Origin of the sequence: Sinisalibacter aestuarii (assembly GCF_027923545.1) — a bacterium.
GTDB lineage: Bacteria > Pseudomonadota > Alphaproteobacteria > Rhodobacterales > Rhodobacteraceae > Sinisalibacter > Sinisalibacter aestuarii.
Genome location: NZ_BROH01000003.1, coordinates 256,711 through 269,677, shown reverse-complemented (window position 1 = coordinate 269,677; position 12,967 = coordinate 256,711). Strand labels below are relative to the sequence as shown.

Sequence of the window (12,967 nt, the reverse complement as noted above, 5' to 3'; positions counted from 1 at the left end):
GCCATATGCCAATTCTGAACCGCATCAACGATCTTGCCGATGAAATCGCCGCCTGGCGGCACGATTTTCATGCTCATCCCGAACTCATGTATGAAGAGCATCGCACCGCCGCCCGGGTGGCCGAACTGCTCCGGTCCTTCGGTGTCGACGAGGTGGCGACAGGTCTGGGCAAGACCGGCGTTGTCGGCATCATCCGCGGCAGCCGGCCCGGCGCCACGATCGGGCTCAGGGCGGATATGGATGCCCTGCCGATCGAAGAGGCGTCGGAGGCGGAATATGCATCGCAGCAGCCGGGAAAGATGCATGCCTGCGGCCATGACGGGCATACGGCAATGCTGCTCGGTGCCGCGAAATACCTGGCCGAAACGCGGGATTTCGCGGGGAGCGTGGCGGTGATTTTCCAGCCTGCCGAAGAGGGCGGCGCCGGTGGGCTGGCGATGGCCAAGGACGGGCTTTTCGAACGCTGGCCGATTGAAAAGGTGTTTGCCCTGCATAACCTTCCGGGTTTCCCGGAAGGCCAGGTCCTGACCCGGCCCGGGCCATTGCTCGCCTCCGTCGACATGTTCGATATCACGCTGACGGGCGCGGGCGGACATGCCGCCTGGCCACATACCACAAGCGACCCCCTTGTCGCCGCGGCGCAGGTGCTCTCGGCGGTGCAGGCGATCGTGTCGCGCGAAACGGGGCCGCTGCAATCCGCCGTGGTTTCGTTTACCCAGATGCATGCGGGCAACGCCTACAATGTGATCCCGACCGAGGCCCATCTGGCCGGCACGATCCGGACGCTCGATCCCGACCTGCGCGATATGGCCTCCCGCCGCCTCGAAGAGATCGCGACCGGCGTCGGGCAGGCGCTCGGCGTCACGGTTTCGGTCAGGATTGACCGCGTGACCGGGGTGGTCATGAACGATCCCGAGCTGACCGATTTCTGCGCCGGCATCGCCGGAGACATCGTCGGGCCGGCAAACGTCGACAGCGCAATGGAGCCTTTGATGGGCGGCGACGACTTTTCGTACATGGCCGATGAGCGGCCAGCCTGCTACGTCTTCATCGGGCAGGGCGATACGGCGGCGCTTCATACCTCCGGATACGATTTTAACGACCGGATCATCCCGGCGGGCGTCAGCTACTGGGTCCGGCTGGCTCAGACGGCAACACTCGGTTAGGGGGTGCCATGCGCTCGACACGCAGTATCCAGGTGGTCGGCTGCCATGCCGAGGGCGAGGTTGGCGATGTCATCATCGGCGGCGTGGCGCCGCCGCCCGGCGAGACGATCTGGGAGCAATCCCGCTGGATCGCCCAGGATGGGGCACTGCGCGATTTCGTTCTGAACGAGCCGCGCGGCGGCGTCTTTCGCCATGTCAATCTGCTGGTTCCGCCGAAAGACCCGCGCGCCGCGGCCGGGTTCATCATCATGGAGCCGGTTCACACGCCGCCGATGTCCGGCTCGAATTCGATCTGCGTGGCGACGGTGTTGCTCGATATCGGCCTGGTGGAGATGCAGGAGCCCGAAACGCGGTTTTTTATCGAGGCGCCGGGCGGCCTGGTGGAAGTGCGGGCCGTCTGCAGAGACGGCAAGGCGCATTCCGTCCGGATCACCAACCATCCGAGTTTCGTCTCGCATCTGGGCGCGGAGATCGAGGTCGAGGGCCTCGGCACCCTGACCGTCGACACAGCTTATGGCGGCGACAGCTTCGTTCTGGTGGATGCGGAGGCGCTGGGGTTTTCGATCAGCCCCGATGAGGCCGCTGACCTGACGGCTGTCGGCATGAAACTGACCCGCGCGGCCACCGAGCAACTGGGGTTCAGCCATCCCGACAACCCCGACTGGCGGCACATTTCGTTCTGCCAGTTCACCCGGCCGCTGCGCTATCAGGACGGTGTGGCCGTGGGACGGAATACCGTCGCCATCGAGCCGGGCAAGCTTGACCGCTCGCCCACCGGCACGGGGTGTTCGGCACGAATGGCCGTGCTCCATGCCCGCGGCGAGCTTGGCGTCGGCGACAGGTTCATCGGTGAATCGATCATCGGAACGCGGTTTGACTGCCGGATAGAAGAAACCGTGCAACTCGCGGGAACGCCGGCCATCATCCCCTCGGTCGAGGGGCGGGCCTGGGTGACCGAGCACAGGCAGTTGATGCTCGACCCAAGCGATCCGTTCCCGCTTGGGTATCGTGTGGCGGATACCTGGCCGGGCGCTCAGTAACCACATTGGCAGGCTTGTGCGGTGCCGCCGCCCCGGGCGGACCGCACCCGGCAGGCGATGGACCATTGCCCATCGCCCGGGGCGATCTCAGCCGGGTTTCGCCGCCGTTACGATGAATTCCACCTTGTAGCCCGGCGTCGCCAGCTTTGCTTCGCCGCAGGCACGGGCCGGCGGGTTTTCCGGGTCGATCCATGCATCGTAGACCGCGTTCATGGCGGCGAAATCGGCCATGTCGGCAAGCCAGACGATGATCTGAAGCGCGTGCGATTTGCTGCTGCCCATCGCGGCCAGTACGCGGTCGACCTCGGCGAGCGCGGCCTTCGCCTGTTCGGCGACCTCCGCACCCTCCGCGCCGACCATGCCGGCGAGATAGATCGTGTCGCCATGTGCGACGGCCTGGCTCATCCGGGGGCCGGGTTCGAAACGGGTGATGGTCATGGATCAGCTCTCCTGTTCAATCGGTCTGAGGCCGCACCATTCGGCAATGAACAATGCGATGATCTTGGTGGTTTCGCGCATCGAGGCGAGGTTGGTGCGTTCGAGTGGCGAATGGGCGCCTTCGCCATGGCCGCCATAGCACAGGGTCGGGATGCCGTAATAGAGATCGTATTGGCGGGTGTCGGAGGTGGCCGTCTGGCTGAAGGTTTCCATCTCGGTGCCATGCACGGATTTATGCACGCGGGCAAGGGTCGCCTCGGCCTCGGTGCCGGGCTCGAACACATGGCCGTCGGCCTGGAAGCCGATCCATTCGATGACCGGGTCCACGGTTGCTTCGAGCCGCGCCGCGGTGGATCGGACACGCTCGCTGACGCGCGCGCGCATCTGCGGCAGGGTGATGCCGGGCAAGACCGAAATCCGGCACTCGATCTCGGCCCAGGACGGGACGGAGCCAAGCCAGTCGCCGCCCCTGATCTTGCCGAGGCTGAACTTAACCGGATTGTCGATATGGCCGAAGTAAGGATGATCCCTGGCCTCGACGTTGATCTCGGCGGTAAGCGCGCGCAGGTCTTTGACATATTCGTAGGCCGACAAGGTGGCGCTGGAACTGTCGGAGACGGTTCCCAGCACGTGGCCGGGCTTGCCGAAGAGACGCACGCGAACCCAGACCGAGCCAAGCTCGGCGCGGATCATCCTGCCGTTCATGCTTTCGGGGATAAAGCACGCCTCCGCCCGGTAGCCGCGCTCCAGCGTGGCCAGCGCGCCGTTGCCGGTGCATTCTTCCTCGCAGACGGTTTCGATATGAACCCGCGCATCCGGCACGTAGCCGAGGTCGCGCAGCGCATCCAATGCATGCACCATCTCGGCGACCCCGACCTTCATGTCATCCGCGCCGCGCCCGTACATCCAGCCGTCTTTGACGATCGGCTGGAATGGCGGGTTTTCCCAAAGCTCCGGCGCGCCGGGCGGGACCACGTCGATATGGCCCTGAAGGATCAGGCTCCTGCCTTTGCCATCGTCGACCTCGTGAGTGGCGACGACGATCTTCGCGTCGCTGTAATCGGTATCGACCACGGGCGAGGCGCCGGGCCTGCCCGCGATATCCACCTCGTCGATGGTGAAGCTGTCCACCGACCAGCCGCGCGCGGCGAATTCGCCCGCCAGCCAATCCTGACAGGGGCCGACATTGCCGCGCACGCTGTCGAAGGAGACGAGCTTCGCCAGCCAGTCGATCTGACCGGCATGCATGTCGGCAAGCCGGGCGTCGAGCCTGGCCTCAAGCTCTTTCAGCGCGGCGGCGTTCATGTCAGATCACCGGGCAGGAGGGTGTCGGGGAAGTTCTGATAGCTGACCGGGCGCAGGAACCGCCGGATCGCCATTGTGCCGACGGAGGTGCCGGCAAAGGTGGTGGCGGGGTAGGGGCCGCCATGCACCATCGCGTCGCAGACCTCGACGCCGGTCGGAAAGCCGTTGACGAGCAGGCGCCCGGCCTTGCGTTCGAGGATCGGGACAAGCTCGCGCGCAAAACCGCTATCCGCCTCCTCCATGTGGATCGTGCAGGTGAGCTGACCGGCGAGGCCGCGGGCGATCTCGCGCATTTCGTCCCGGCCGGAGGTGCGGATCACGATCCCGAGCGGGCCGAAGACTTCATGGCCGAGATCCGGGTTCGCGGCCCATTCCGCACCACTGGTGACGAAAAGCGACGGCGCGCCACTGCGCCCCTCGCAGGTTTTCGACAGCACTTCGCGGGCCGCCCCGGTGGTGATCAGCGCATCGCGCCCGTGGCGATAGGCATTGGCGATGCCTTCCGTCAGCATCGTCTGGCTGCCGGTTGCCGCGAGCGCGGTGGCGGAGGCCTCGATGAACGCATCGGCCTCCGGGCCATCGGGCACGATGGCGACGCCGGGATTGGTGCAGAACTGGCCCACACCCATGGTGAGCGATCCGGCCCAGCCCGTGCCCATCGCCCCGGCCCGGGCCGCCATGGCGGCGGGCAGGAGGAACATCGGGTTGATCGAGCCAAGCTCGCCATAGAAGGGGATCGGATTGGGACGCGCCGCGCAGAGATCGTAGAGCGCGCGGCCGCCACGCAGCGATCCGGTGAAGCCGGCGGCCATGATCAGAGGGTGTTCGACAAGCGCTTTGCCGACATCGAGCGAGCCGCCATGGACCATCGAGAAGGTGCCCGCCGGCAGGCCGCATTTCGCTACCGCGGCGGTGATCGCCTCGGCGACGAGCTCGGCCGTGCCGGGATGGGCTTCGTGGCCCTTCACGACAACCGGGCAGCCTGCGGCCAGCGCCGAGGCGGTGTCGCCGCCGGCGGTCGAGAAGGCGAGGGGAAAATTCGATGCCCCGAAAACCGCGACCGGACCCAGCGGGCGCTGCACGAGCTTCAGATCGGGGCGCGGCGCGGGGGCACGGTCGGGCAGGGCTTCGTCATGGCGGCGGTCGAGATAGTCGCCCTTGCGAATATGAGTTGCGAACATGCGAAGCTGGCCGGTCGTGCGGCCCCGTTCGCCGTCGAGGCGCACGGGCGGCAGGCCGGTCTCGGCCGATCCGGTTTCGGTGATCTCGACGCCACGATCCTCGATCTCGTCGGCGATGGTCTCAAGCAAGAGCGCCCGGGTTTCGGCATCGGTATAGCCGTAGGTCCAGAATGCCTCCTCGGCGGCGGTCGCGGCGCGGTCGATCAGCGCGGCGCTGCCGGCGCTGAAGGTGAAGGGTGCGCCGGAGACGGGCGTGGAGGTGAAGGTTTCGTCCGCGCCGACGAGGTCGCCGGCGATCAGGTGTTTGCCATGGGGCGTGTAGGGCATAGGCGCCTCTTTTCGGAAAGATGGAGAGGGATCGCCCGCCGCAGGGCTGTGGCGGGCGGATATGTCGGTGCGCGCGGGATCAGGCGTCGTAGCCGTAGATTTCTCTGGCGCGTTCCGGGGTGAGGTAGCCGTCGCGCAGATCGAGGGCGATGTCTTGCGGTGCGCGGTTCTGCGGGGGGCCGTAGCCGCCGCCATTGCCTGTGACCACGCGGATCACGTCTCCGGTATTCACTTCGACATTGGTGGCGAAGGAAAAGCGCTGCCTGCTGCCATCGGTGCGGATGACTTCGACATAGTTCGTCGAGCCGTCAAGGCCGCCATCGACCCCCCAGGGCGGGATGCGCGAGCGGGTGTAGCCGAGCGACAGGAAGTTGTTGTCGGCCCGCACGCGGTAATGCACGTCGATCCCCTTGCCGCCGCGCCACTGGCCTTCGCCACCGGGCTCCGGATTGAGCGCCACCTGATCGACCGCAAGGCCATAGCGGGCCTCGGCCACCTCCGCCGGGCAGTTGAAGGTTTCGCCATGGAAGCCGGAGAACTGACCGGAAGGCCCGTCATGGCCGTTCCAGCCGCCCCAACCGCCAACCTGCGGTTCGACGATGGTATAGTGACGGCCGGTTTCCGGGTGAGGGCCGCCCACCACAGTGCCGCAGATCGAGGCGAAGTTGCCGGCGGGCACGACACCGGGGAAATGGTGCGCGAGCGCGCGCAGCAGCATGTCGAACAGCCGGATTTCGACCTCGGAGTAATAGCCGAGCGCCCCCGGTTCCTGCACGTGGAAGATCGTGCCGGGCCTGGTGATCACGTTCAGCGGGCGGAAGAAGCCGCCATTGCCCGGCGCATCCGGGTCGGTAAAGGATTTGAACGCCAGTTGAACGGCGATCTCGGTGCCTTCGCGCGAGGAGTTGGACGAGCCCGCCTGCGCCGGGTTGTCGGTCAGGTCGACGATGAACTCGTCCTTGGTGATGGTCAGCACCACCTTGTGAACCTGGCCGGTATCCTGCTCTTCGGAGAATTCGTAGCTGCCTTCGGGCAGGTCGCCGAGGGCCTTGCGCGCGCGGGTTTCGCCAAGCGTCATGAAATCCTCGACAGCCGCCTCGAAGGTATCGGCGCCGTATTTGGTGATCAGCTCCATGATCCGGCGTTCGCCGGTCCGAAGCCCCGCGATCCCGGCCCAGAGGTCGCCCCGCAGGTAATCGGGCAGCCGGGTGTTGACGTAGAGGATGTCGAAAACCGCCTTGTTCTCCTTGCCCGCGTCGAACAGCTTGACCGCCGGAATGCGCACGCCTTCCTGAAAGATCTCGGTGGCGTCGGACGACATCGAGCCGGGCACCATGCCGCCCACATCGTTCCAATGCGCGATGTTGGAGACCCAGGCCACCAGACGCCCATCGGCAAAGATGGGGGCGGCGAGCACCATGTCGTTGAGGTGGGTCACCCCGCCGTAATAGGGATCGTTCGAGGCGAACACATCGCCCGGCCTGATCTCGTCGAGCGGAAACTTCGCGAGAATGCCGGCAATCGCCTTGTCGAGCACGCCGATAAAGGCCGGGATGCCCGCCCCCGAGGCCGCGATCTGGCCGCTGGCGTCGAGGATCGAGGAGGACAGGTCGAGCACTTCGTAGATGATCGCGCTCATCGAGGTCTTGCGCTGCGCCACGAACATTTCGTCCGCCACGGCCTGAAGCGCGTTCTGGATAATGTCGAAGGTGACAGGGTCGTGGGAAATTTGCGTTTGGGTGGTCATCGCGATCACTCCCGCGTTTCGATGTGGATATTGCCGAAATCGTCGACAGACACGGTGTTGGTGGGGTGGATCACCACGGTTGTGCCCGGATCTTCGATGATGGCCGGACCGGCAAAGCTCATGCCCGGCTCCAGTTTCTCGCCGTCATAGATCGTCGCCAGATGCACGCCTTCGGTGGCGTAATCCACGTCGCGCCTGCCCTTCACAGCATCCGCGATTGTAGCTCCCGTGGTCGGGATCGGAACGATTTCGAGCTTGCCGACCTCGCTCGATGCGATCAGGTGAATGCCGGTGACTTCCACCGCCGCGTCGAGCGTGTAGGTATATTCGCGTTCGTAATTGACGTGGAATTCCGCGATCATCTTTTCGACGACCTCCGGGGTCACCGGACCGGCAGGGATCTGCACTTCCACGCCGAATTCCTGGTTCTGGTAGCGGCAGCGGATTTGCGGCACGAGCTTCACCGCGTCGCGCGCCACGCCTTCGCGGGCAAATTCGTCGCGCGCCAGTTCCATCGTGTGGTGCAGCAATTCGTCGAGGCTGCCGGCATCGTCGGCATCGAGCAGACGGGTGACGAAATAGTCGCGGCGCAGGTCCGACATCATCATCCCCCAGGCCGAGAATACCGGCGCACCGCGCGGCACGACGACCTTCTTCACCCCGAGTTCCTGGCCGAGCGCGACGCCATGCATCGGCCCGCCACCGCCGAAGACGACGAGGGTAAAGTCGCGCGGATCGTATCCGCGGTTGACCGAAACCAGCTTGAGCGCGTTGACCATGTTCGAATTGGCGATCCGCACGATCCCGCGCGCGACCTCGACCGGGCTGGCGCCCAGCTCCCCGGCGAGCCTGTCGAAGCCGGCTTCGAGCGCGCCGAGATCCGCCTCGACCGTGCCGCCGCAGAAGTAATCCTTGTTGATCCGGCCGAGTGCGAGGTTGGCATCGGTGGTGGTCACGTCGGTGCCGCCCCGGCCATAGGCGGCCGGGCCGGGCGAGGCGCCCGCCGATTGCGGACCCACATGCATCTTGCCGAAATCATCGACCCAGGCGATGGAACCGCCGCCATTGCCGATCTCCACCAGATCGACCACGGGAACCATGATCGGATAGCCGGCGGATTTGGCGTTCCGCTCGATCCAGTAATCGGTCTTGATCTTGGCCTGACCGTTTTCGATCAGCGAGCACTTGGCGGTGGTGCCGCCGATATCGAGCGCGAGGATGTTCGGCTCGCCGATGATCCGGCCCAGTTCGGCAGCCCCCCAGAACCCCGAGGCGGGGCCGCTTTCGACCATCGTGATCGGAACCGCCTTGGTCGCCTCCAGCGAGTCGACACCGCAGTTTGACTGCATGATGAACAGCTGACCCTTGTAGCCACCCTCGACCAGACCCGTTTCGAGCTTTTCGAGATAACGCTGGGCCTTCGGCTGCACGTAGGCAGAGAGAACCGTGGTTGTGGAGCGCTCATATTCGCGCCACTCGCGGGTGATCTGGTGCGAGGCCACGACGGTCACCTCCGGCCAGCGCCGCGCCACTTCGGCGGCGAGCGCCTCTTCATGGGCGGTGTTGGCATAGGCGTGCAGCAGGCAGATCGCGACCGCCTCGACGCCTTCGGCGCGAAACAGCTCCAGCGTTTCGTCAAGATCGTCATAGGAGAGCGGGGTGACTTCGCGGCCCCGGTAATCCATCCGGCCAGTGATTTCGCGGCGCAGGTAGCGCGGCACGAAAGGGGCGGGTTTCTGGTACATCAGATTGAAGAAGTCCGGGCGGTTGCCCCGGCCGATTTCAAGCGAGTCCCGGAAGCCCTTGGTGGTGACAAGCCCCACCTTGGCGCCCTTGCGCTCGGTCAGCGCGTTGATGACGACGGTGGTGCCGTGCGCGAACATGTCGACCGCGTTCACGTCGACATCGCCGCGTTTCAGCACGTTCAGCACACCCTGTTCGAAGTTCGGCGGGGTGGTGTCGGATTTTGCGGTGCGGACGGTCTGGACGCCGGTTTTGGTATCGGTTTCGAAATAGACGAGATCGGTGAACGTGCCGCCGACATCGGTGGAAACCCGTGTGATCGTATCAGCCATGAGTGACCTCTTTGGGTATTGGGAGCCATCGGGGCGGTGAGACCGCGCCCGGCTTTGTTGCGGTTCTGCGCGCGGGGACCGGGCCCGCGCGTGTTTGACGGGTTCAGCGGCGGGATGCGCTCGCAGCGAGGGCCACGGCGATCACGATGATCACGCCGGTGGTCAGATCCTTGAAGAACGGATTCACGTTCAGGATGTTGAAGCCGTTGCCGATCAGCGCCATCAGCAGCACGCCCGAAACCGAGCGCCAGACCGCGCCGGCCCCGCCCATGATCGAGGTGCCGCCGAGGATCACCGCGGCAATGGCTTCCAGCTCCATGCCCGCGCCGGCCTGCGGCTCGGCCATCGAAATCCGCGACACGCTGATCACGCCGGCAAGGCCGGCAGCGGCGCCTGACAGGCTGAAGGTCATCACCTTCACCAGATTGGTGCGGATACCCGACAGGATCGCGGCCTCCTCATTGCCGCCGACGGCAAACACCTTGCGGCCGAATGTGGTGCGGTTGAGGAGGAACATCATCAGCACCATGAACGCCAGGAAGACCAGAACCGCGACGTTCACGAGCCCGATCTTTTCGCGGCCGAGCCACGAGAATTCGGCGATGCGCACCGGGATCAGCGCGCCGCCGGTGATCAGGATGGCGATGCCCCGGTAGACAAGGCTGGTCGCGAGCGTCACGAGGAAGGAGTGAACGCCGAAGCCGGTGATGATGAGCCCGTTGACCGCGCCGAGAAACATGCCGATCAGCGGCCCTGCGGCAATGCCGACATAGGGGTCCACATTGATCGCCAGCCAGCCCGCCGAGACCGAGGCCACGCCGAAAACCGCCCCGGTCGACAGATCGAAGCCGCCGCCGATGATCACGAGCGTCAGCGCACAGGCGATGATGGCCAGCGGGGCGGACTGGTTCAGGATGTTGAGCAGATTGCGCGCGGTGAAGAAGTTTTCCGACGCGAAGCTGAGACCGATCAGAAGGGCGGCGATGATGATCAGCACGCCGTATTGACGGGCGAAATCTCCGATGGTTGCGGCCGTGATCCGGGGTGCGGTCTTGCCCGTGGTGGTCATGTCGGTCATGGGTTCGTCCCCTTTTCCTGCTGGTCGAGTTCGCTCTGGGCGTGGAAGATGCGGTGCAGCGCCGTCTCGACGCTCAGGGTTCGGCAATCGGCTTCGGCGAAGATCCGGCCTTCGCTCATGAGGTAGCCGCGGTGCGAAAGATTGATGACTTCCTCAAGTTCCGACGAGATCAGCAGAACGCCGACGCCGGCGGCCGCCATCTCGACAATGAATTCGTGGATACGCTGGCGGGCCCCGATATCGACGCCCCGGCTGGGTTCGTCGAGGATGAGAAGCCGGGGCTTTTCGACGGCCCATTTGGACAGCAGCACCTTTTGCTGGTTGCCGCCGGAATAGAAGGCGACATCGCCGTCGATCCTGCCGGGCACGATGCCGAAGTGATCTATCATCCGCTTCACCCGTTCGCGTTCCGTCCGGGGCTTCAGGATGCCGCCTCTGGCGATCTTGCCGAGGGAGGCCAGGCTCACATTTGGGCGCGTCGTCTGGGTCAGCACGAGGCCCTGTTTGCGCCGGTCTTCCGGAACCAGCGCCACCCCCTTCGCGACCGCCTGCGGGATGGTGAGGCGCGGGTATTCGACGCCGTCGATGCTGTAGCTGCCCGACAGGATACGGTCGGCGCCGAACATGACATGTCCGATCTCGGTGCGCCCGGCGCCGACCAGCCCGATCAGGCCGACGATTTCGCCGGGCCGGATTTTCAGAGAGATGTCGGTGAGTCCGGTCGAGGTATGGACGTTGCGCAGCTCGGCGACCGGCGCGACCGTGGTTGCGGGCGCGGGCGGCAGGTCTGGCCAGATGATCTCGGACGCCTGACCCAACATGCTGTCGACCAGCGATTGCTTGGTCTCTCCCGCGATCGGATCGGTGCGAATGACCTGTCCGTCGCGCATCACCGTGACGCTGTCGCAATTGGCGATGATATGGTCGAGGAAGTGGCTCACATAGATCACCGTCGTGCCTTGCGATTTCAGGCGGGCGATCAGGGCGTGCAGGCGTTCGGCCTCGTCTTCGGTGAGCGACGAGGTCGGCTCGTCCATGATGATGACCCGTGCTTCGCGGGCCACGGCGCGCATGATCTCGACCTTCTGGCGCTCGGCGATCCGCAGCGTGGCCACCTTTGCGTTCGGATCGAGGGCGAATTCGCAGGTTTTTTCGAGATCGTGGAACCGGGCGAGATCGCCCCTGGTCAGCACGCCGCCGCTATTCGTCTCAAGCCCCAGAAATACGTTCTGGAGCACGGTCAGCTCGGGGACGAGCTGTAATTCCTGGTGGATCATGGCAACCCCGCGCTGCAGCGCGTCGCGGGGCGAAAACCTGGTGACCTGATCGCCGAATATCTCGACGACGCCTTCATCGGCCGAATAATAGCCGCCGACGATCTTGCCGACGCTCGATTTGCCTGCGCCGTTCTCGCCCACCAGCGCGTGAACCGTGCCTTTGTGGAAGTCGATGGTTATGTCGTTCAGAATGCGGGTGCTGCCGAAGCTTTTGGCGACACCCTGCACGCGAACGGCGATGTCGGTCTGGGCCATGACCGTCCTTTCGTCGATTGGTGTGCGGTGTGGCCGGCGCCGAACCGCGCCGGCCACGGATGTGAACGGATCAGCCCTGCCACTCGGCGGTGAAGTCCGGGTTCTCGTCCAGCCATTCCTTGGTCACGACGGCGGGCGAGGTGCCGAGCTTCGATTCGTCGATCCAGGTCGGAACCTCTTCGCCGTTCAGCGACGAAACCATGGCCTTCAGGGCCGCTTCGCCCATCGACACCGGGAACTGGGCGAGCGAGGCATCCCACTGGCCGCCGCGGATCGCGTCGGTTGCGATCTGGTTCAGACCGCCACCGATCAGGTAGATCGCTTCGAGATCGAGGCCCGCATCCAGGATTGCGATTTCGGCGCCCATCAGGTGCTGGTCGGCATTCGAGAGAACCGCATCCAGATCGGAATGCGACTGGAGAATGTCCTGCATCGCCGTCAGCGAGGTTTCGGGGCTGTAATTGCCTTCGCCGGTGGCGACGATCTCGATGTTGGCATGCTCGCCGAGAACCTTCTGGAAGGTCTCATAGCGCAGGTTGTCGAACGGGTAGATCAGCTGGCCGATCAGGACCACGACCTTGCAGGGGTCTTTGTCTTCGCAGAAGGCGACGACTTCGTTCGCCTGACGCTCGGCGCCGATCGACGGGTCGGAGGCAACGGTGGTCACAAGGCCCGTGACCTGCGGCTCCATGTTCTTCAGATCGGGGCCGATCGGGAACAGCGTGGCGGCAACCTTGACGCCGGCGGCGGCGGCATCTTCCAGCGCGGTCGCGATGCCCACCGTGTCGTTCGGGGTGACGATCATCGCGTCGAAGCGGCCACCGGCCACGAGGTCTTCGACCTGGGTGAACTGAACCGGGGCCGAGAATTCGCCGTCGAAGATCTCGACATTGACGTTGTCGTATTCGGCGGCGGCTTTTTCGATCCCTTCATAGATCGCCTGGTTGAAGCCGTTCTGGCTCGAAGATGCGAGATAGGCGATATTGATGTCTTCGGCCTGTGCCGCCAGCGGCGCGATGGCCGTGGCGAGGGCTGCGAGTTTGAGGGTCTTTTTCATCGTCGTGTCTCCTTGTTGGAC

At 64.9% G+C, this 12,967-nt stretch carries 10 protein-coding genes; 2 read left to right on the top strand and 8 right to left on the bottom strand.

Annotation, left to right across the window (positions count from 1 at the left end; all coding sequences use genetic code 11):
• The first annotated feature begins 5 nt into the window (after positions 1-5).
• The gene (locus tag QMG28_RS08060) at positions 6-1,166 is read left to right on the top strand and encodes a M20 aminoacylase family protein (RefSeq protein WP_281841705.1); all 1,161 of its coding nucleotides are present in this window, start codon (positions 6-8) and stop codon (positions 1,164-1,166) included.
• A gap of 8 nt (positions 1,167-1,174) precedes the next feature.
• Positions 1,175-2,206, top strand: a complete 1,032-nt coding sequence (locus QMG28_RS08055) for a trans-3-hydroxy-L-proline dehydratase (RefSeq protein ID WP_281841704.1) — start codon at positions 1,175-1,177, stop codon at positions 2,204-2,206.
• A gap of 87 nt (positions 2,207-2,293) precedes the next feature.
• On the opposite strand, the gene QMG28_RS08050 is transcribed toward QMG28_RS08055, so the two are convergent.
• The 8 genes from QMG28_RS08050 to QMG28_RS08015 form a co-directional block, all read right to left on the bottom strand.
• Positions 2,294-2,644, bottom strand: coding sequence for a RidA family protein (locus QMG28_RS08050; RefSeq protein WP_281841703.1), 351 nt, complete (start codon positions 2,642-2,644; stop codon positions 2,294-2,296).
• A gap of 3 nt (positions 2,645-2,647) precedes the next feature.
• A complete protein-coding gene (locus tag QMG28_RS08045; RefSeq protein ID WP_281841702.1) occupies positions 2,648-3,949 on the bottom strand; it encodes an ArgE/DapE family deacylase in 1,302 nt (433 codons plus the stop codon).
• Positions 3,946-5,457 (bottom strand): aldehyde dehydrogenase (NADP(+)), encoded by a 1,512-nt coding sequence (locus tag QMG28_RS08040; RefSeq protein ID WP_281841701.1) that lies wholly within the window; start codon positions 5,455-5,457, stop codon positions 3,946-3,948. The genes QMG28_RS08045 and QMG28_RS08040 overlap by 4 nt, the downstream gene beginning before the upstream one ends.
• A gap of 79 nt (positions 5,458-5,536) precedes the next feature.
• Entirely contained in the window at positions 5,537-7,204 is a 1,668-nt protein-coding gene (locus QMG28_RS08035; protein WP_281841700.1) for a hydantoinase B/oxoprolinase family protein, read from the bottom strand.
• Between the two features lie 5 nt (positions 7,205-7,209).
• Entirely contained in the window at positions 7,210-9,279 is a 2,070-nt protein-coding gene (locus QMG28_RS08030) for a hydantoinase/oxoprolinase family protein (RefSeq protein WP_281841699.1), read from the bottom strand.
• Between the two features lie 103 nt (positions 9,280-9,382).
• Positions 9,383-10,357, bottom strand: a complete 975-nt coding sequence (locus tag QMG28_RS08025) for an ABC transporter permease (RefSeq protein WP_281841698.1) — start codon at positions 10,355-10,357, stop codon at positions 9,383-9,385.
• Positions 10,354-11,889 carry a sugar ABC transporter ATP-binding protein gene (locus tag QMG28_RS08020; RefSeq protein ID WP_281841697.1) on the bottom strand — a complete coding sequence of 512 codons (1,536 nt, stop codon included), beginning with the start codon at positions 11,887-11,889 and terminating at the stop codon, positions 10,354-10,356. The genes QMG28_RS08025 and QMG28_RS08020 overlap by 4 nt, the downstream gene beginning before the upstream one ends.
• A gap of 70 nt (positions 11,890-11,959) precedes the next feature.
• Positions 11,960-12,946, bottom strand: coding sequence for a sugar ABC transporter substrate-binding protein (locus tag QMG28_RS08015; protein ID WP_281841696.1), 987 nt, complete (start codon positions 12,944-12,946; stop codon positions 11,960-11,962).
• Between the last annotated feature and the right edge of the window lie 21 nt (positions 12,947-12,967).